Consider the following 21,697-nt stretch of genomic DNA (forward strand, 5'->3'; position numbering starts at 1 on the left):
AACGTTATCAAATTAATTACTCTTTTAACTTAATTTCGTTCGGGGTGCAAAGGTCTTAAATCTAAATTCTAAAAACAAATTATTTCTGAACTTTATTTTCTCAACCTCCCTCTCAACTAACTCCTCTTTCTTTCTCTCTTAATCGGGGTGCAAAGGTCTGAAACTTATTTCTTATTTCCAAATCCTTTTTTACTTTTTTTCAACTTAGTTTGCCATGCTCTTGCTACGCAACGTTCTGTTTACTTTTCCCACCTGACTCTCGTCGTTTGGGAGTGCAAAGGTACGAACTCTTTTTTAATTCGCAATACCCTCCCAAAAAACACTTTTTGCACACATACGCTTTCCATCTTATTATCAGCGACTTATAAAATCTATCTCAACTAAAGATACAACAAGTTCTTCTTATTATCCTATTAAAAACTTATTACCTGAGTATTTATAGCTATTGCACAACTTGGATTGTTATTCTACTATATTATTTAATGATAGATATTTCAAACAAATTAGGTTTGTCAGGGTTTTTCATTTGTTTATTCTACTATATAGAACTTAGCTAATATTATTCATCACGGAATTAATTCTGTGTCTTAGGGAACAAAGGAATATGTTTCTTTGGATTCAAACTAAACAAGTTCAGTTTTGAAAGCATTCAGAAACTTTATTTTCTATTCATGTAATAATGTAGTTTCAAGTCTTTATACATATATATAGTATAGCTATGAATAAGTGTTTACTATTTATCTGTAATGTATTAGATTGGTTTGAGTTATATTCTGTAAGTTTGGCTATTGTAGCTGTGTTGTTTCCTTATATATATAATATAGTATTGTATGACAAGCCAGTAGGTAGAGATTGGCTTAGGTATGTTTCACGAAATGTTTAATGTTTTTTATGAAGAAGGTTATTGTTATTGGTGCGGGCTTTGCTGGTTTATCGGCTGCTACCAAATTGGCCGATGAAGGCTGCGATGTTACGATTATAGAAAAAAACTCGATGGCCGGTGGAAGGGCAAGGGTCTTTAATGAAAAAGGCTTTGTGTTTGATATGGGGCCGAGCTGGTATTGGATGCCCGATATTTTTGAACGCTACTTCGCTGAGTTTGGAAAGAAACCTTCGGACTATTATAATTTGGTGAGACTTGACCCTTCATATAAGGTTATATTTAATAAGGAAGAAGAAATATCGCTGCCTGCTAATATGCAAAAACTGGAAGAGCTTTTTGAGAGTATCGAAGTTGGTAGTGCAGCAAGGCTACGTGATTTCTTGGAAAAATCGAAATATAAATATGATGTAGGTATCGGAGAGTTTGTTTGGAAACCAAGTATTTCGATAACTGAGTTTTTTGATATTCGTTTGGCATCGAAGGCAATAAGCCTTGATTTGTTTGCTTCGTTTGGAAAACACATTCGTAAGTTTTTCAAGAATGAGCGTTTGCTACAACTGATGGAGTTTCCGATTTTGTTTCTGGGTGCTACGCCACAGAATACTCCTGCACTATATAGTTTAATGAATTATGCAGAGATTGCTCTCGGTACTTGGTATCCGATGGGTGGAATGCATGAGATTATTAAAGGGATGGTTGCGTTGGCTAAAGAAAAAGGCGTGAAGTTTAAGCTCAGTGAACCCGTAACGAAAATAGTTGTAGAAGGAAAGTTGGCAAAAACGGTAGTTACGGAAAAAGGAACATACGAAGCCGACGTTGTGATTGGCGGTGCGGATTATCATCATATTGAAAACAATCTGTTGACCGATAAAACTCGTAATTATGATGAGAAACACTGGGACAAACAAGTGATGGCCCCTTCTTCTCTTCTATTTTATTTAGGAGTAAATCGTAAGATTGATAAGCTGACTCACCATAATTTGTTCTTTGATGAAGATTTCAATGTACACGCCGACGAGATTTACACGAATCCGAAATGGCCATCGAAACCTTTATTTTATGCGTCGGCTCCTTCAAAGACTGATAACAGTGTAGCTCCCGAGGGTTCGGAGAATTTGTTTATCTTGATTCCGATTGCTCCTGATTTGGAAGACAACGAGGCAATCAGAGAAAAGTATTACCATATAGTAATGGATAGATTGGAAGCATACGTAGGACACGACATCAGAAACCATGTGGTTTATAAGAGAAGTTTTGCGGTGGATGATTTCAAGAATGACTATAATTCGTATAAAGGAAATGCCTACGGATTGGCAAATACTTTGATGCAAACGGCATTTTTGAAACCGAGTCTGAAAAACAAGAAAGTCAATAACCTTTATTATACTGGGCAGTTGACTGTGCCTGGGCCTGGGGTTCCACCTTCGTTGATTTCGGGTTTGGTGGTAGCTAAACAAGTAATGAAAGAAAATAACTAATATCTCCGAAAAAATTATATTAATAAACTGTAAACACTTTTAGGGTTTGTTAGTTTATTAGTGTATATTGATTCGTGAAGGTATTTTGCAATGATATTTATCATATTTTACAATAGAGTGTAAAGTATTATTCGGAATCTACTAAATCTATTTTCCTAACAGTTTGAACAAAGAAATATAATGTTGGATTTGTATGAAAAAACAACTTTTGGTTGTAGTAAACTCATAACGGAGCTTTACAGTACATCCTTTACGTTAGGTATTAAGACACTTGACAAGAGATTCCATGAGCCAATTTTTGGTATCTATGGATTTGTACGATACGCTGATGAAATTGTAGATACATTTCATGGCTTCGATAAGAAAACTTTGCTCGACCGCTATAAGGCCGAGACTTATCTTGCCATTGAGGAAGGCATCAGTTTGAATCCAGTCTTACATTCGTTTCAGAAGGTTGTCAGAAAATATAATATCGAGCAAGACTTGATTGAGGCGTTTTTGCACAGCATGGAAATGGACTTATATAATATTGCTTACGATGCCGATGGCTACAATGAATATATATATGGTTCGGCGGAAGTGGTTGGTCTGATGTGTTTACGAGTGTTTTGCGAAGGAAACGAAGCATTATACGATAAATTGAAAGCCGATGCCCGTAGTTTAGGAGCCGCTTTTCAGAAAGTAAATTTCTTACGAGATTTGAAAAGCGATTTTAGTGAGCGTGGCCGAGTTTATTTCCCGGGGGTTGATTTCGAGAATTTTGATATTTCGGCAAAAGCCATTATTGAAGATGATATTCAGAGAGATTTTGATAATGCCTACCGAGGAATTATGGGGCTGCCAGAAGGAGCAAGAAAAGGAGTGTATTTGGCTTATGTTTATTATTTAAAACTTTTTGGAAGAATCAAGCAAACGGCTGCGAATAGAATTCAGCACGAACGCATCAGAGTACCTGACAGAATAAAGTTTGCTCTACTCGCAAAAACCTTAGTACAAAGTAGTTTGAATGTACTTTAAGATACATAACTAAGTCGCAATTCGACCTTCATCATAATTATTAGGCTATTGGGAAACCAGTAGCCTTTTTTCTTTGGGTTAATTATAATTTTTACTACTTTTGCTGACTTATTCTGTGCCGAAAAATTTGGCATAATTTTCGTGAATAGGTATAGAAGTAGTCCACGGCCAATAGTCGATAAGTACACAGTAAGCGTTCATAATAAGAAAGTTATATAGCTGTTTGCTAATTAGTCGATTATAATTTTCAGATTACTTAAATAGAGATATAAATAGAAAAAACTGATAAAACCCATGAAATTTGTTATTTCATCATCTACATTACTAAAGCACCTTTCGACAATCAACGGTGTGATTGCCAGCAATCCGATTGTTCCGATTCTCGAAAACTTTTTGTTTCAATTAGATAAGAGCAATCTAACTGTTACGGCATCTGATATGCAAACGGTTATGATTACCGAATTTGAAGTAGAATCTCGTGACAGTGGCTCGTTTGCTGTGCCAGCACGTTTATTACTCGATACTTTACGCAGCTTGCCTGAGCAACCTGTACAGATAAATATTGACGAAGAAACTTTTGGAACAGAATTAGTAACGGCTAATGGACGTTATAAATTGGCAGGAGAAAATCCGATGGATTTTCCGAGAGTTCCGCAGGTAAATCGTACATTCAGCATTGAAATGGATTCTGATACGCTTGCTTCGGCCATTGCAAATACGATTTTTGCGACAAGCACTGATGATTTACGCCCTGCTATGACTGGGGTTTTCGTACAAGTTTCTGAAAGCTCAACCACATTTGTAGCTACTGATGGTCATCGTTTGATTCGCTACCGCCGTGAAGATGTAACTTCACCAAATAGCACTACGATGATTTTGCCTCGTAAAGCCTTGAATTTATTAAAATCATCGCTTCCAGCTGAAATGATGCCGGTGAAAGCTGAGTTTAGTAACTCAAATGCGTTCTTTAGCTTTGGACACATCAAAATGATTTGCCGATTGATTGATGAGCGTTTCCCTGATTACGAAAATGTGATTCCACAAAATAATCCGAATAAATTACGCATCGAACGCACTGAGTTGTTGAGTACTTTGAAACGTATCTCAATTTACTCAAATAAAACTACGCATCAGATTCGTTTGAAAATCTCGCAAAATGAACTGGTGATTTCGGCAGAAGATTTAGATTATTCAAACGAAGCAACTGAAAAACTTTCGTGCGAGTATGATGGCGAAGAAATGGAAATCGGTTTCAATGCGAAGTTTTTGATTGAAATGTTGAATAACTTGAGCGTGAAAAACATTTCGTTGGAGATGTCGCAGCCAAATCGTGCTGGTTTGATTATTCCTGTTGAAAAAACAGAGAATGAAGATACTTTGATGCTCGTTATGCCAGTGATGTTGAATACTTATGCGTAAAAATAATTTTGAAGCGGTTCGCCGCCCGTTCGGAATAATAGAATGAATAAATAGTTTCAAACTATCAATTATATTCAACAAAAAATGCCTGTCTCTTTCAGAAACAGGCATTTTTGTATTCAAGACTCTAAGAATCTCTTATTTCGTCAAACTTGCTCCGAGATATTCACGGTTTAAGCGAGCGATATTCTCCAATGAGATTTCTTTTGGACATTCTGCTGCACAAGCACCAGTGTTTGTACAACTACCAAATCCTTCGGTGTCCATCTGAGCAACCATGTTTAATGCACGGTCTTGACGCTCAGCTTGTCCTTGTGGAAGGAGAGCCAATTGAGAAACTTTTGCCGAAACAAAAAGCATTGCTGAAGCATTTTTACAAGCAGCCACACACGCTCCACAACCAATACAAGCCGCAGCCGAGAATGCTTTATCAGCTTCGTTTTTCGGAACTGGAATCGAGTTTCCGTCTTGTGCATTACCTGTATTTACCGATACGAAACCACCCGATGCAATGATGCGGTCGAAGGCAGAACGGTCAACTACTAAGTCTTTGATAACTGGGAATGCTGTAGCTCTCCAAGGCTCAACTACGATAGTATCGCCATCTTTGAAGCTACGCATGTGTAGCTGACAAGTTGTTACACCTTGCAATGGGCCATGCGGACGGCCATTGATATACATGCTACACATACCACAAATACCCTCACGGCAGTCATGGTCGAAAGCGATTGGTTCTTTGCCTTCAGAAACGAGTTGTTCGTTTAAAACATCGAACATTTCTAAGAAAGACATATCTTCTGAAACGCCTTTCACTTCATAAGTTTCGAGATTCCCAGCAGTTCTACTGTTTTTTTGTCTCCAAACTTTGAGATTTATTGTCATATTACCATGCGACATATTCTTATCGGAGTTTTATAAAGCCCCCCTTTAGGGGCTGGGGGTTATTTATAATTTCTTTGTGCAATCTTGATGTTTTCGTAAACCAATGGTTCTTTGTTCAATTCCCATTGAGATTCGCCTTTGAATTCCCAAGCCGATACGAACATAAAGTTTTCGTCATCACGTTTGGCTTCGCCACCATCTTCTTGGTATTCTTCACGGAAGTGACCTCCACAAGACTCATTACGAGAAAGGGCATCAACGCACATTAATTCGCCTAATTCAATAAAATCGGCTACACGACCAGCTTTGTCGAGTTCTGGGTTGAAACCATCGGCATCGCCCAAAATTCTAACATCAGACCAGAATTCTTTTTTCAATGCTTGGATTTCAGAGATAGCTTCTTTCAAGCCTTTTTCGTTACGAGCCATTCCACATTTCTCCCACATAATCTTACCGAGACGTTTGTGGAAAGATTCAGGAGATTGTGTTCCTTTGATGCTCAACAACTTGTTGATTCTATCTTTCACACTTTTTTCTGCTTCAACAAACGCTGGGTGGTCGGTTGGAATCGACTTAGTTTTGATTTCGCCAGAAAGATATGCACCAATTGTATAAGGAATAACGAAGTATCCATCTGAAAGACCTTGCATCAAAGCCGAAGCTCCAAGACGGTTTGCACCGTGGTCAGAGAAGTTTGCTTCGCCCAAAGCATAAAGTCCTGGAATTGTAGTCATTAAGTTGTAATCTACCCACAAGCCACCCATTGTATAGTGTACTGCTGGGTAAATACGCATTGGTACTTCGTAAGGGTCTTCGCCAGTGATTTGTTTGTACATATCAAACAAGTTACCGTATTCTTCCTTCACTACTTCTTTACCTAATGCTACGAGCTGCTCAATAGTTGGGTTTTCGATACCCAATTTCGATGCCTCTGCACGACCATATTTATTGATGAGATTTGACCTAAAGTCTAAGTAAACCGCTTGTTTGGTTGCACCTACACCGTAGCCAGCATCGCAACGCTCCTTAGCTGCACGAGAAGCAATATCACGAGGAACGAGGTTACCAAATGCAGGATAACGTCTTTCCAAATAATAATCACGCTCGTCTTCCGGAATATCGTTAGCGGCTCTTGGGTCATCTTTTTTCTTAGGAACCCAAATACGACCATCGTTACGCAATGATTCTGACATCAAAGTAAGTTTCGATTGGTGGTCGCCCGATACAGGAATACAAGTTGGGTGAATCTGCGTAAAACACGGGTTTCCGAAGAATGCACCTTGACGGTGAGCTTTCCAGATTGCCGTTACGTTTGAACCCATTGCATTGGTTGAAAGATAGAATACGTTTCCGTATCCACCCGTACAAAGCAATACAGCGTGTCCGAAATGGCGTTCTGTTTCGCCAGTAACTAAATTTCTTGCAATGATACCACGTGCTTTGCCATCAATCATTACAACTTCAAGCATTTCGTGACGTGAATACATTTTTACATTTCCAAGACCTACTTGACGCTCAAGTGCCGAATAAGCACCTAAGAGTAATTGTTGGCCAGTTTGTCCAGCAGCGTAGAACGTACGTTTTACTTGCGTACCACCGAACGAACGGTTTTTCAACATACCGCCATAATCACGAGCAAATGGTACACCTTGAGCCACACATTGGTCAATGATATTAGCAGAGTTTTCGGCCAAACGGTGTACGTTTGACTCTCTCGCACGGTAATCACCACCTTTAATTGTATCGTAGAACAAACGGTAAGTTGAGTCACCATCGTTTTGATAGTTTTTAGCGGCATTGATACCCCCTTGTGCTGCAATTGAGTGAGCACGACGAGGAGAATCTTGAAAACAAAATGCTTTTACAGCATAGCCCATTTCGGCCAAAGTAGCAGCGGCTGATGCACCTGCCAAACCTGTTCCAACAACGATAATTTCGAGGTTACGCTTGTTGGCAGGGTTAACTAATGGTACAGTCGAACGATATTTTGTCCATTTTTCTGAAAGAGGTCCTTCAGGTGTCTTGGAGATTAATTTATCTGACATTTTATTTCTATCAATTAGTTCTGTTATAATCAATTACCCATTATTAATGCTGCAAAAAGAAGTAGATTGGCATTGCGGCAAATCCAAGTGGGATAGCAATCGCAAAAATCCAAGTACCAAGAAACTTCACAAGTGGTGTGTATTTAGGGTGATTCCAGCCCAAAGTTTGGAATGCACTTTGGAATCCGTGATACAAGTGGTATCCAACAGCAACCATACCTAAGATGTAGAAAATTACCAACAATGGATTTTGGAACGAAATACCTACTTGCTCGTATAGGTCTTTCACAACAATTGTGTGAGTCCCTGCCGCTTCGTTGGTCATTTCAACCATTTTCACTTCTTGAGTGTAAGTTTCTGGCATTTTCTGAGTTACCACTTCACCAGTTATTACGTTTTCCGTATATTGTACATACGGAAGTGGCTCATTATGGAATTTGTACCAAAAATCTCCCATGTGAACAACGATGTAAACTAATAGGATTGTACCAAGAATCGCCATGTTGCGGCTTGAGAATGTCGATGAGTTTTTAACAACTGCATAACGAACTGGACGAGCCTTACGATTTTGAAATTCGAGGTAAAGTCCCCAAAAAGCATGGAACAAAATCAAAGCGTAGTTTACATAAGAAACAACTTTGATAAGCGGAAAAGTGGTCATGAAAACAGCATACTTATTGAAAGCATAACCACCATCGTGTTTGAAAAGTTGTAGGTTTCCTATGAGGTGTACTAATAGAAAAGTACAAAGAAATAGCCCTGTAAGTGACATCAAGACTTTCTTTCCAATTGAACTTGTTAACGTTTTTGTGAGCCAAGACATAGCCTTATCTGATAATTTTAATGGACAATTGACGAATTTTACATTCCTTTGAAAAGTACAATTACTTTCAACGCCCAAAAGTAAGCCACAAATAGATTAGAATCAATAAAACTTTTCACTTTTTTGATAATTTATTATCGTTACAAAAATCCAACATTTTGTTTTGTAAAATTGTTTTCAAAAAAACTATTGAATATTAACACAAGGATTACGTATTTTTCGTTTATGTTTATGTAAATCCTATATCAATTGTCTATGAAAGCATTGAAATTTATACTTTTTTCGTTTATCATCGGTCTTTTAGCAATTTCTAATGCGAGGGCAACCCATATTCGAGCAGGAGAAATCACGGCAAAGAGAATCTCGAATACAAGTCTTACTTACAGAGTTACGTTAACCACATATACTGACCAAATAAATGGTGTAACTGCCAACGAAGGGCAAAATACGGTCAACTTCTACTTTGGTGTTACGGGTGTACCACTCTACACCGTCAAACGCAAGAAGAAAACACTCATCAATGCTTCGACAATGTGTAACGTCTATGATACGACGTTTACGTTTCCAGCACAAGGAAGATACACGATTACGTGTGCCATTTCGAACCGAAATGTGAATACCGTAAACTTACCAGGGCGAACCGACGAAATTAGTTTTTTTGTCGAAACTACAATAGTTGTGAATGGTGCCTTAGGTTTGAATAATACACCAGTACTTCTCAATATTCCGATTGACACAGCGGGGGTTGGCAAGAAATTTATTCATAATCCAGGTGCTTTTGATGCTGATGGTGATAGTTTGGCGTATCGACTAACGATTCCGAAGCGAGATTTTGGTGAAGGCTCAGGAGCGGGTGAATTTATTGCAGGTTATAAAGACCCATCTACGCTTGGAACAAATTTGCTTACAGAAGATGGCTCGGGGGCATCAACATTTAGTATTAATTCAGTAACAGGCGATTTGATTTGGAATGCACCCGGGAAGTGGACTACCCCGCAGTATCAGATAAATGTGGCATTCATTATAGAAGAATGGCGAAAGGGTGCTAATGGACAGTATTCTAAAATCGGAGAAATTACCCGAGATATGCAGATTATTGTGGTAGAAACACCTAACAAACGACCCCTTCTGACCGTTCCGAACCAAATATGTGTGGAAGCAGGGCAAAAGGTAGAATTTAAAGTATCTGCCATTGATGGTGATAATAATAATGTAAAGATAACAACCAATAGTGGGGTTTATAACCGTGATGCTTCGGGTGGAGCTGCCAGTTTTGTTGCACCTTTAGAAGCGAAATTTATTCCGTTTAATCTAACACAAAAAAGCCCTGCCGAAGGCACATTTACTTGGGAAACCAACTGCAAGCACGTACGAGGGCAAGCCTACGATGTATTATTTAAGGTAGAAGATTTTCCGGGAAGGTTTGCCGTTCAGCTGACTGATATTAAAACCGTAAAAATCAAGGTTATTCCACCTCGACCAAAAGGTTTATCAGCCAAAAACACCGAACGTGGCGTAGAACTCCGTTGGCAACAATACCCCGATTGCAGCATTTCTAATGCCGAAATGATTGTTTATCGAAAAGAAGGGTGTTCAAACTATATTCCCGCACAATGTGAGGTTGGTCTTCCTACATCTTTAGGTTTTGTAGAAGTTGCTCGTATTTCGGTAAAAGACACTTTCTTCCTCGATACTAAAACTCAAAATGGGAAAATCTATAGTTATAGTCTTGTAGCGAGTTTGGCTTCTTCTGATTTTGTTTCTATTCCGAGTGTTCCCTCAAACGAAGCTTGTGTAGGTAGCGAATTGCCACAAAGAGCTCCTGTGCTTACCAATGTAAGCATTGAAAGTACAGATACTCAAACTGGTAGAATAAGTGTAAAATGGACTCGTCCGTTGGGTTTTGACTCAACCGAATATAAAGGACCTTATCAATATAAACTTTACCGTGCAACAGGTATCAATGGCGGGACATTCCAGCTCGTAACAAGTATTTCAACCAAAGTTAGGAAAGGGGTTGCTGATACTGTTTTTGTTGATGGCGGTTTAAATACATTACAAAACGGCTATACCTATAAAGTAGCGTTTTTGTACGAAAATGACAAAGTTCTGGCCGAAAGCCAAGTAGCAAGTAGTGTAAGATTAGTAGCAACCTCTGATGCTCAGAAAGTCAGAATCAACTGGCAAGCTAATGTGCCATGGAGCAACGATAACCGCAAACACCGTGTTTACCGAGAGTCTCGCACAAGACCTGGCACATTTAATATCATTGCCGAAGTATCAGTTGGTGCAGTAAACACTTATACCTACCTTGATGATGGCGTAGATAGATTTCCTGACGATGGTACAACTACAATTCAGATGAAAGTTGACACTTCGTATTGCTACAAAGTAGAAACGGTTGGTGCTTACGCTCGTTTACCACAACTGGGCTTGCTCAATAACTTATCGCAAGTGGCATGTGGCACACCGATTGATAATACACCGCCTTGTCCGCCAACGTTTAGTTCAGAAGAAATTAACTGTCAGAACCTCGACCGAAAGGCTATTTGTGAAGCAAGCAGTATTTCAAACAAATTTAGCTGGCGAACGCCACAAAGTGCTGGTGGTATAGTATGTAGGGTTGATATTCTGAAATACAACATTTACTATGCTCGCTACAAAGACGAACAACCTAAGTTTTTGGCATCAGTAACTGCCCCAGAAACTTCATTTACACACACAAAACCAATACAAGATGGTTTTGCAGGTTGTTACTATATCACAGCCGTGAATCGTTTAAACATTGAAAGTGCTCCAAGTAATATCATTTGTAAGGATAATTGCCCGATTGTAGAGCTACCAAACGTACTAACTCCTAATGGCGACGGCAAGAACGATACCTTTACCCCAATGACTTGCTCGGCATTTATCAAAACTATCTCTATTGAAATTTATAACCGATACGGAGTAAAAGTTTATGAGTCGAGTGGCAATACGCTTAGTTGGGATGGTAAGACAAGTACTGGTGCCGACCTGCCATCGGGAACGTATTTTTATGTATCGCAAGTGGTGATTCAGCGTTTAGATAAAGCCGACGAAGTACCTACTACTATCAAAGGCTGGGTTGAGTTAATTAAATAAAAGGTTGATTATCAGCAAAGAGAAAGCTATTTGATTGAACATTGATGATAATTTTCAATTGTAAAAGTACTATCTTTGCACCCCGATTATTGGTATAGTTTTTGAGTATTCAACCAAAAACACCGAAACTGGGTCTAACGAAAACCTTATTAATATTACAAATGAATATTTTACGTAGCTTTTTTGGCAGTATTAGCCAACTTATAGGAACATTTATTGCAGCATTTAAGAAGCCAATGGCCACATCTATCAGTTCGTTTAGAGGCTTCATTATCTCTCTTTTAGTTGGTTTGTTTGTGGCGATTGTTGCGGTTGGCGTACAGCCTTTCGGCATTTCAGAATTTGTAAATAGTTCTAAAACACTTTATTTGATTGGCTTTGGAGTAGTAGCTTTTGTGGGAATGTTGGTAGCAAAATTTGTTTTGCCAATGATTCTTTCAAATTTTTATAATGACCAACAATGGACAGTCGCTCGTCAGGTTGTGCATCTTACAATTACTATCTTGATTGTAGGTACTTTGATAATGGCATATAGCAATTATTTCAGTATTACAGCTTTTACGTTTGTTGATATCCTGAAAGCAGTAGCCATTGCAATCATTCCGATTACGCTTATTACTTTTATTCAGCAAAATTTGTTTCATAATAAGTTTTCTACAACTGCCGAAAACATCAATAGTAGCTTAGAATCAATCAATCCGCCAGCCAGCAAACAATTATTTCCTGTAATGGTTTTTGGTGAAAGTGGTCAAAAATTGAGTTTGATTCCAAACCAACTGATTTATGCCGAAACCTCAAAGGATTCGACAGATTTCTATTGGCAAAGCCTAATGGGCGTTGAAAAAACAACCATTCAGACACCACTCGCACAAGTAGAAAAAGAATTGGCAGCACACCCACAATTTGTGCGTTTGCACCGCAACTACGTAATCAATATGCGTGGCATTCATAAAGTAGAAGGTAATGCTCGTGGATATCGTTTACGTATTGCACGCACGAAACACGAGATTCCTGTTTCATGGAAATTCCACAAAAAATTGGAGCAAATTGGACAGTAGTATTTGGTTGATTGGTTATTAGATACTTGTTATTGGTTATTCACTTGTAATCAAATCTTTACTACTATTTACATAATAAAAAGCCGCAGTTTGATTGATTCAAGTTGCGGCTTTTTCTATATATTTTCTACCGATAACCAGTAACTAATAACAAGTCACCAATCCCAAATTACGAATACTTCGGAAATTGGTCATAATCTGGCTTGCGTTTTTCTAAGAAAGCGTCACGTCCTTCACGAGCTTCGTCGGTCATATAGCCCAAACGAGTGGCCTCTCCTGCAAAAATTTGTTGTCCAACCAAACCATCATCAATCATATTGAAAGCATATTTCAACATTCTGATTGCCATCGGACTCTTCTCCAAAATCTCTTGAGCCCATTGATAAGCCGTTTCTTCTAATTCATCGTGCGGTACAACGGCATTGACCATTCCCATGTCGAATGCTTCTTGTGCCGAATAATTTCTGCCCAAAAAGAAAATCTCTCTTGCACGCTTCTGCCCTACTTGGCGAGCCAAATATGCCGAACCATACCCAGCGTCATAACTGGCTACGTTTGCATCAGTTTGTTTGAAAATAGCGTGTTCTTTGCTCGCAATCGTCATATCACAAACTACGTGAAGGCTATGTCCGCCACCAACTGCCCAACCAGGCACAACGGCAATTACGGGCTTTGTCATGAAGCGAATCTGACGCTGAACTTCCAAAATATTCAAACGCCCAACTCCTCTTTCGTCTTTATAGCCATCTTTGCCTCTGGCACGTTGGTCGCCACCGCTACAAAATGCCCAAACACCATCTTTTGGTGCGGGGCCTTCGGCCGAAAGTAATACTACCCCAATAGAAGCATCGTTGCGAGCATCTTCAAAAGCATCAATAAGTTCAAAAACTGTTTTCGGACGAAAAGCATTGCGTACTTCTGGACGATTAAAGGCAATTCTTGCCACGCCATTACGCTTTTTATAAGTTAAATCTTTGTATTCTTTGGCAGTTTGCCATTCTGAACTTAGCATATTTTTAATTAATGTAGAATTTATAGTGAAAAATTAAAATGGCTAAAAATTTCTGTGGACAGTCGACTATCGACCATGGACTATATTTTATTACTCCATTATCATCTGAGCAACTTCTCGGCCTGTTTGCATGGCGGCATTGAGCGATGGATACGCCAGATAATCTCCACAGCGATAAAGATTATCTCCGAGTTTAGAATTTTGGCGTTCACTTCCTGCACGGTATTGCACCAAAGATTCAGGAATATGATAGGTTTTCAAATGTTTCCAAACATTGACCGAAGCTCCAAACCAATCGAATAATTCTCGTTTGATTCTATTCGTTAAGTTTCTTTCATCCAATTTTTCTAAACCTTGAGTACTTACCGAAATCAAAGATTTTCCCGCATTCCCGTAATGAGAAGAAATATCGCTTGGCACACACACATTATGCACTGCTCCTCGACGATTTGGGTTGAGTGCAATAAACTTTTCACCTTTTAATGGCGAAGATTCAGCCGAAAAATACGTACAAGTAGTTATGTTGTAAGTGCGTTCGTTGGTTTCGCCCAGCAATTTATCGCTTGTTTTTGGGTCGGTGGCTACCACAATTCGGTCGGCTGTGATTACTGCTCCCCCATCCAGAAAGATTTGATTTCCTTCAAAACCTTTCACACGAGCATTTTTGCGAATACTATTTCTTGGTAGCATTTCGGCAATTTGTTCGGGAATTGCCTGCATGCCATCGGCAGGAATAGCGGCATCACCTTTGAAAAATTGCTTAAATGTAAACTGGAAGAAATTGCTTGATGTCACCAAATCGTTTTCAAGAAAAACTCCTCCGTAAAATGGCTTGAAGAAATTATTAATCATCTTCTCGCTCCATCCATAATTTCTCAGAAAAGTGAGCGTATCGGTGGCTTCCATTTGGAAAAATTCATCGTCGGGAATTTCGGCCAATTCGTTAGCAAATTTTCTAATTTTTAGTTTATCACTCAACGAGCCAACCGACGAAAACGCCATTGTCAGATACGCCATTTTATTGCGGAAAGGATTTTCCATTTTCATGAAACCCTTTTCGGCTTTTATCATTGCTCCCGAACCAAAATATTTTAGGTCGAGGTTATTATAATTGAGTATTTTCTTGGCTTCTGGATAATTTGTCAATAAAATCTGAAAACCACGGTCGAGCAGAAAACCATCTACTTTATCAGTGCGAACACGTCCGCCCAAAGCATCAGAGCCTTCTAAAAGCATAAAACTATATCCTTTTTCGTTAAGGTACTTTGCACAAGTAAGTCCCGAAATACCACCACCAATGATTACTGTTGAAAAGTCATTCATAAACTTTTATTGAAGGTTTGACGTTTTTGAATTAAAAGTTTTGAAAATTCGATTTAAAAGCCCTATTTTGTCTTTAATAAGCACAAATATACCAAGCTTTGCGGTACAATTAATGAATTTTCAATAATTCATCCTAATATCAGGGCTTTGCAATATTTAATCTTTTAGTACAACATAAATAAACAGCAATCAGTTTTTTTTATTTATCGAATGAATTACGAAGTAAAACAAGAAGGCGAGTTCAAGTACATTGACGAAGGTCAAGGTGATACATTATTGATTCTACACGGACTTTTCGGAGCATTGAGCAATTTTGATGATGTAATCGAAGGTTTTAAACACCGTTGTAGAATTGTTATTCCTGTAATGCCCATCTACGATATGCCGATGCGTGAAGCAAGTTTGGAAGGTTTGCAGGCATTTATTGAGCGTTTTGTGGCTTACAAACAACTCGACGATATTATTATTTTAGGAAACTCACTTGGCGGACATGTTGGTTTGCTTTATACCTTAGCTCACCAAGAAAACATAAAAGCTTTGATTCTGACAGGAAGTTCGGGCTTATTTGAGAATACAATGGGCGGTTCATTCCCAAAACGTGGAAGTTACGAATATATCAAAGAAAGAGTTGCCTATACTTTCTATGACCCAAATACGGCAACGAAAGAATTGATTGATGAATGCTTCGAGATTACATCAAGCATTCCGAAATGTATGAATATCGTACAGATTGCAAAATCGGCTCAACGACACAACATGTCGAAAGATATTCAGAATATTCATGTTAAAACTTGCTTGATTTGGGGTTTGAATGATACCATTACGCCTCCGCACGTAGGTTTTGAGTTTAATCGCCTTATTAAAAATTCGGAATTATATTTCATTGATAAATGCTGCCACGCTCCGATGATGGAACGCCCTGCTGAATTTAATGTCTATCTCGAAAACTTTCTTGATAAAATTCAAACAGAAGTGGCTGCGTAGTGTTTAACTATTAAACCTTTTGACTTTCATTCTCAATGACGATTGCTGAAATTATTAACCACGATTTGCCAATCTTAAAGCCCTCTGATACAGTAGGCAATGCTTTAAATTGGATGGAAGAAAACCGCATCGGGCAGTTAGTTGTTGTTGATGCAGGAAAATACGCAGGTATCGTCAGTGAAGATATTCTGATGGATTATGACGAAGATATGCAGCTCTCCGATGTGATGTTGCAGTTTTCGGAAATATCTTTGTTTGATTATCAGCATATTTATGAGTCATTGGGATTAATTTCAAAGTACCATTTACAGGTAATTGGTATTGTTGATGAAGAAGAAAACTTTGTTGGAATCATCACAGCATCAGAAGTTTATACCAAATTTGGTGAGCTTCTTGGAAGCCAAGAGCCTGGGGCAGTTTTGGTGATTTCTATCAAAAACCGAGATTATTCATTAGCCGAAATCAGCCGTTTAGTAGAGTCTGATAATGCTAAAATTTTAAGTAGTTATTTTACGGGAAATACTTATTTGAGCAACGATTCTGCAAGTTTAACTTTAAAAATTAATCGAGAAAGTATTACATCAGTCGTGGCTACGCTTGAACGCTTCGGTTATACAGTTGAAGCCAGCTACGCTCACGAACCAATTGAGAGCATCGAGCAAGAACGCTACAATATGCTCATGAAATATTTAAGTGTGTAAAATAAAAGCCGTAAAACTTCTGTTTTACGGCTTTTGAATTTAATGTGCGTTCTTCTTTAAAGTTCTGACTATCAGCAATAAGCTTATCAAGCTGAGTACTGCTGCCGCCATAAAAGGAGCTCCTGGAAAATAAATAGCAGCCCCTTTTTCTGTAAATTTATAAAAAAGCGTAGTCATCAAAATTGGCCCAATGATGGCCGCTACACTATTTAAGCTCGTCAGTGAACCTTGCAATTCTCCTTGTTCATTGGCTGGTACTTGCGTAGAAATAATACCCTGCATGGCAGGCCCCGCCAAACCACCTAAAGAAAACGGAACCATAATGGCATACATCATCCAGCCTTGATTGGCAAATGAATAAGCAACCGAACAAATAATTGTAAACATAAAACCTATATAAATAGCATTTTTTGTACCCAGTTTTGGAATTGCTATGCGGGTAAGGCCGCCTTGCACCAAGGCAATCATTACTCCGATAAATGTCAACGACCATCCAATTTCTTTATTCGTCCAATTGAATCTTTCTTTAACAAAATAAGACCATGTACCTTGAGTAGAAAAGTTGGCGATATAAACCAAAAACAAAGCAGCCACTAAGCCAATCAACATCGGGAAACGGCGAAGGTTTATCAAAGCTCCGACAGGATTTGCTCTTTTCCAATCGAATTTACGTCTGTTTTCGAGTTTCAATGATTCTGGTAAAATAAAAAAACCATAAAGCCAGTTGATTAACGTCAGTACACCAGATACCATAAATGGCACTCTTGTACCGAAATCACTCGCCAAACCACCTATAATTGGCCCTACAATAAAACCTAAGCCAAAAGCCGCTCCAATCATACCAAAATTTTGAGCTCTTTTTTCGGGTGTGCTGATATCTGCCATGTAGGCTGCAGCGGTTGTAAAACTCGCTCCCATTATACCAGCAATCAAACGGCCGACAAAAAGCCAGCCAATAGTTGGTGCAAAAATCAAAAGTAAATAATCAAGACCAAAGCCAAAGAGCGATGCCAAGAGAACGGGTCTTCTTCCAAATTGGTCGCTCAGACCGCCCACAATTGGCGAGCAGACAAACTGCGTCACAGAATAAGCAGCAAACAAAAAACCTCCATAACGAGCCGCACCACTCACATCGGTATGAGCCAGTTCCGAAATCAACGATGGCATTACGGGAATAATGATTCCAAAGCCGATTGCATCCAGAAGTATTGTAATAAATATAAATATTGTAGCAGCGTTACGTTTTTCGGACATTTTTTTATTTTTATTAGTTCAGTTTAAATTTCTTTCTCTTCTTCAATAGTCTCTATAACTTTTTTCTTACGACGGCTAAAAAATACTATCCCAGCCCCCCAAAGCAAAATAGAGATTATAGAAACGTAAGTTCCTTCTTTTACATACGGAGGCTCAAATGCCAACTCTACTTTATGATTACCCTTTTCTAAGAGAATCCCCATTAACCCAGCATCAACTTTTTCAATGGTTGCTTCTTTTCCATCTACCATCGCCGACCAACCTTTGTCATGCGGAATAGCTAAAAACAGCACCTTTGAAGCATCTAAATTAATGTTTCCTTTAATAAGGTTAGGTTTAAACTCTGTGATTTGGAGTGTGTCTCGTTTAGCTTTATCTATCCAGCTCTTTAGTACCTCGAAAGTAATTCCCATATCAGGGATATTTGCAGACGTCACCTGTTTAAAACCTTTTAATTTGGCCTGAAAATCCGAAGTAACAGCAACTGTTTGTAATAGTATAGCTTGTCGGCTAACAGAATCAAGTTTATCAAAGTTTGCTTCAGATATATAACTATCAAAAGTTACACCAAGTGGAAAAGTATCTTTAACTTTAAAAATTTTTACATCTCTTAGTGTTGTTATTGAATCTTGATTTGCATTCTTTAAATATGAGGCGTTTATATCTTTGGTTAAAAAGTATTTGACTCCACACACTCTTTGAATCAATGGAGAAGCAATAACCCCATACAACCATCTACTCCCATTTTCATCATTCTTCCTGATGAGTTTTACACTTTCTAAAAAACGAACATAATTTAATTGATTAAAAGAGTGATAAGAACGTGTACCAAAATAACCTTGTATTTTGGCATCATTTACACTTCCATGGATTGCTGTACCTGAAGAGTAATTCTTTTCGATGCGATAGAAGTTAGAATCATTCTTTTTCAAGTATTCTACTGCATCAATAGTTGCATCTTTAAAGCCAGATGAAGTATCTAAAAGTTCCTGCTTAGTATAAGCATCTCGTCTTTTTATTGAACCCGTAGTAAAAAATAATATTTCAACAATAACTAAAAATCCTAAAAGTACAAATGCAACTTTCCTAAAGTTGCTACTTTTAACCATTAATAGCACTCCTCCATACAATACTAAAAAAATATTTATAGCACTTTTAATACTTTTATCAATTCTTTGTCCATCCGAAACAACCATATTAACAGCTACTAAAAGTATAACAATTGTTGTAGCCAAAACAATAAGATTTATTTTACCAGTCTCATAAATATAATTGAAGGCTCTTGTACTATAAAATATCAATAAACAAGCTATAAAAAGTGAAATAGTTCTATAATAATCACCTGTAAATAACCAAAATGCATAGCGAAAGAAGGGAAAAAATATAATTATCAAAACCAAAGCTGTTAAAGCTCCATAAATAATTTGTTGTTTTTTTTCGAGTTGAGTAAAAAATAACGGAGTTAAGATTAAACTCAACAGCCCACAATAGAAAATTGGGGCTTCCATATAATTTTGCCAACCACTATAAGATTTACCATCACCCAAAATATCACTTGAAAACATTCTGAGTAATACGGTTGAATACTCATTCCAATTCGCTAAACTCAAAATAGGAATCTGTTTTAGTTTATCTCCATAAGAGTAATCTCCACTAACACGTGGACTATCAATCATTTGTTGTAGGTTACTCCATGATTGAAATGAACTAATCCCTACCCCTAACACACCTAATCCTAATAGTATAAGAATAAACTTTATGAAACTTACACTTTTTAAATCTCCTTTTTCGGCATGCCTAACAACAATATAAACAATCAACAGAAGGCCATATAGATATAAATCAAAAGGTTGGTGAATACCTACCAATGCTATTCCGAGAGGAAGTATAAACCACCTATTTTTCAATGAAGCTTGTTCAACCCCATAGAGTAATAAAGCAACGTGTAATACTTCCAATGGAAACTTATCAACAGTCCATGTTCCGCCAATAATTACGTATCCACAAAAAGTGTAAAGAATTCCACCTATTATCGCAGGATAGTTTTTAATAGATAAACTTTTTAGGTATAAACAAAAAAATATACCCGCCAAAAACATATATATTACTTGCATCCAAATCATCACGGACGCACTATCTGTTTTGAATATCAAAAAAAGGAGTGAACTAATCGGGTCAAACCAAAATGGATGAACATTTTGTCCTAATCCTTGTTGAAATGACCATTTAGGCATATCGCCAAACTTTTCTAAATAACTTGCATGATGATAAAACTGAGGGTATATAAGATTATATGAGTCACTACCTATATCCTTAAACATGTACGCATATCTCCCAAAAAGAAAACCTCTATAAATCCAAATAAGCATTAAAGCAATAATTCCTGCGAATAATATAAGAAGTCTATTTGATGAAATTTTATCAAATAAAAACACTTGAGAAGAGGCTGAAACTCTCTCATCATTACTAATCGCTGTCTCGTTTATTGGATTAGTCAACTTTTCATGACTTTTCTTTTTCTTACTCATAATAATATAAATAGTTAAAATCCTCAATCTACAAAAATATCAAGTATTTGTAAAACCTAACATAAGACAAATACATTATAGACTTATTTTTTATTAATTAAACTATCTGATACACTTAATTACAGCCTCCTATTTCAGCAATAAATTTTGTACCACTATTTGCCATAAAACCAGAGTTTAATTCTATTGACTTAGCATTAAGTATTAATTGTGCAGTTCCCCCTACTTTATTTGTTGCAACTATTTTTCCATTTTGTGCGGATGCTCTTTTTAAATAGCTTCCTTCCAAATAATCGTCCGAAGGACTTGTCAATGATATTTGGCTTAGACACGAGCTTGAATTATACAAATTAGTAATTTCAGTCTGTGTCAAAGCACGATTCCAGATACCGTAATCATCTAATTTTCCTAAAAATACCTCTGCTGGAATATCAGCAGAAAGCCCTCCAATTACAATTTTACACAAATATGAATTAGCAATAGTGCTACCGGTAACAGACTTATCCAAAACTCCATTTATGTAAAACCTATAATTATTCCCTTCTTTTACCAATACCAAATGATTCCAAGTATTTATTGTCCGATTTGAATTAGAATTACCATTCAAAAATACAATATCCCAACTTCTCTGATTAGGCATTGCTCCTGCCAAAAAAACATACTTATTATCCCAATTATTATAAAACGGATTATTACTACCATACATAGTAATGGCAATTCCATTATGCGGTGAAGTATTAAAAACTACCTGACTATCATTATAATTATTAGGATTTAAAAAACTTGTTGAATATGTCCAACAAGAAATAGTAAACGCATTCCAAGCAACATTAAAAATGGAATTATCAATATCAATTCTGCTATTCGAACCATTAAATTGGTAAGCACTATTGGGATTAGAGAATCTATCAGTTGTCAGAGTAATATTCTGAGGAGTACCGTGATTAGCATTGCCACTTTCATCATTTGTGTTGTTATTAAAACCCCAGTATCCAACTAATCCATCTGATGGTACATAACTTGGAACTTGGGCAAATACGTCGTAAAAACTAATCAATAAAGTTGTAAGTAAAGATAGTAGTGTAATTTTCATATATGTGTCAGCAGTATTTACTAAATTGAGGCTTATATAATTGTCCAACCAACAAAAGTATCATTTTTCTCTAA

At 37.5% G+C, this 21,697-nt stretch carries 15 protein-coding genes; 7 read left to right on the plus strand and 8 right to left on the minus strand.

Annotation, left to right across the window (positions count from 1 at the left end):
• Window positions 1-891 precede the first annotated feature (891 nt).
• The 3 genes from crtID (at window position 892) to dnaN (ending at window position 4,797) form a co-directional block, all read left to right on the plus strand.
• On the plus strand, window positions 892-2,361 hold the full coding sequence (crtID, locus tag IEX65_RS22635; protein WP_188769653.1) for a bifunctional phytoene desaturase/3,4-desaturase: 1,470 nt from the start codon (window positions 892-894) through the stop codon (window positions 2,359-2,361).
• Window positions 2,362-2,541: 180 nt separating this feature from the next.
• Complete coding sequence (locus tag IEX65_RS22640) at window positions 2,542-3,378, plus strand: phytoene/squalene synthase family protein (protein ID WP_188769655.1); 837 nt, start codon at window positions 2,542-2,544, stop codon at window positions 3,376-3,378.
• A 294-nt stretch (window positions 3,379-3,672) separates the two neighbouring features.
• Window positions 3,673-4,797, plus strand: a complete 1,125-nt coding sequence (gene dnaN / locus IEX65_RS22645) for a DNA polymerase III subunit beta (RefSeq protein ID WP_188769657.1) — start codon at window positions 3,673-3,675, stop codon at window positions 4,795-4,797.
• A gap of 138 nt (window positions 4,798-4,935) precedes the next feature.
• Here dnaN and IEX65_RS22650 read toward each other — a convergent pair whose 3' ends face one another.
• From IEX65_RS22650 to IEX65_RS22660, 3 genes are read right to left on the minus strand one after another with little or no spacing between them, the layout of a single operon-like run.
• Complete coding sequence (locus tag IEX65_RS22650; protein ID WP_229250855.1) at window positions 4,936-5,679, minus strand: succinate dehydrogenase/fumarate reductase iron-sulfur subunit; 744 nt, start codon at window positions 5,677-5,679, stop codon at window positions 4,936-4,938.
• A 59-nt stretch (window positions 5,680-5,738) separates the two neighbouring features.
• The gene (locus IEX65_RS22655) at window positions 5,739-7,724 is read right to left on the minus strand and encodes a fumarate reductase/succinate dehydrogenase flavoprotein subunit (protein WP_188769661.1); all 1,986 of its coding nucleotides are present in this window, start codon (window positions 7,722-7,724) and stop codon (window positions 5,739-5,741) included.
• Between the two features lie 43 nt (window positions 7,725-7,767).
• On the minus strand, window positions 7,768-8,547 hold the full coding sequence (locus IEX65_RS22660; protein WP_188769664.1) for a succinate dehydrogenase cytochrome b subunit: 780 nt from the start codon (window positions 8,545-8,547) through the stop codon (window positions 7,768-7,770).
• A 255-nt stretch (window positions 8,548-8,802) separates the two neighbouring features.
• Between IEX65_RS22660 and IEX65_RS22665 the strand changes: the two genes are divergently transcribed.
• Both IEX65_RS22665 and IEX65_RS22670 read left to right on the plus strand, forming a co-directional pair.
• A complete protein-coding gene (locus IEX65_RS22665; protein WP_188769666.1) occupies window positions 8,803-11,670 on the plus strand; it encodes a T9SS type B sorting domain-containing protein in 2,868 nt (955 codons plus the stop codon).
• 161 nt (window positions 11,671-11,831) lie between these two features.
• Window positions 11,832-12,728, plus strand: a complete 897-nt coding sequence (locus IEX65_RS22670) for a LytTR family transcriptional regulator DNA-binding domain-containing protein (RefSeq protein WP_188769668.1) — start codon at window positions 11,832-11,834, stop codon at window positions 12,726-12,728.
• A 169-nt stretch (window positions 12,729-12,897) separates the two neighbouring features.
• Here IEX65_RS22670 and IEX65_RS22675 read toward each other — a convergent pair whose 3' ends face one another.
• Window positions 12,898-13,740 (minus strand): 1,4-dihydroxy-2-naphthoyl-CoA synthase, encoded by an 843-nt coding sequence (locus tag IEX65_RS22675; RefSeq protein ID WP_188769670.1) that lies wholly within the window; start codon window positions 13,738-13,740, stop codon window positions 12,898-12,900.
• Window positions 13,741-13,830: 90 nt separating this feature from the next.
• Entirely contained in the window at window positions 13,831-15,063 is a 1,233-nt protein-coding gene (locus tag IEX65_RS22680; protein WP_188769671.1) for an NAD(P)/FAD-dependent oxidoreductase, read from the minus strand.
• Between the two features lie 210 nt (window positions 15,064-15,273).
• Here IEX65_RS22680 and IEX65_RS22685 point away from each other — a divergent pair, with 210 nt between their 5' ends.
• Together IEX65_RS22685 and IEX65_RS22690 are read left to right on the plus strand one after the other, a co-directional pair.
• Window positions 15,274-16,047, plus strand: a complete 774-nt coding sequence (locus IEX65_RS22685; protein WP_188769672.1) for an alpha/beta fold hydrolase — start codon at window positions 15,274-15,276, stop codon at window positions 16,045-16,047.
• A gap of 35 nt (window positions 16,048-16,082) precedes the next feature.
• On the plus strand, window positions 16,083-16,748 hold the full coding sequence (locus IEX65_RS22690) for a CBS domain-containing protein (RefSeq protein ID WP_188769673.1): 666 nt from the start codon (window positions 16,083-16,085) through the stop codon (window positions 16,746-16,748).
• A 39-nt stretch (window positions 16,749-16,787) separates the two neighbouring features.
• Here the strand turns inward: IEX65_RS22690 and IEX65_RS22695 are convergent, their stop codons facing one another.
• The 3 genes from IEX65_RS22695 to IEX65_RS22705 form a co-directional block, all read right to left on the minus strand.
• Window positions 16,788-18,002, minus strand: coding sequence for a TCR/Tet family MFS transporter (locus IEX65_RS22695; RefSeq protein WP_188769674.1), 1,215 nt, complete (start codon window positions 18,000-18,002; stop codon window positions 16,788-16,790).
• A 23-nt stretch (window positions 18,003-18,025) separates the two neighbouring features.
• Window positions 18,026-20,530 carry a YfhO family protein gene (locus IEX65_RS22700; protein ID WP_188769675.1) on the minus strand — a complete coding sequence of 835 codons (2,505 nt, stop codon included), beginning with the start codon at window positions 20,528-20,530 and terminating at the stop codon, window positions 18,026-18,028.
• A gap of 115 nt (window positions 20,531-20,645) precedes the next feature.
• On the minus strand, window positions 20,646-21,623 hold the full coding sequence (locus IEX65_RS22705; protein WP_188769677.1) for a LamG domain-containing protein: 978 nt from the start codon (window positions 21,621-21,623) through the stop codon (window positions 20,646-20,648).
• Window positions 21,624-21,697: the final 74 nt, after the last annotated feature.

Origin of the sequence: Emticicia aquatilis (genome assembly GCF_014644295.1) — a bacterium.
Lineage (GTDB): Bacteria > Bacteroidota > Bacteroidia > Cytophagales > Spirosomataceae > Emticicia > Emticicia aquatilis.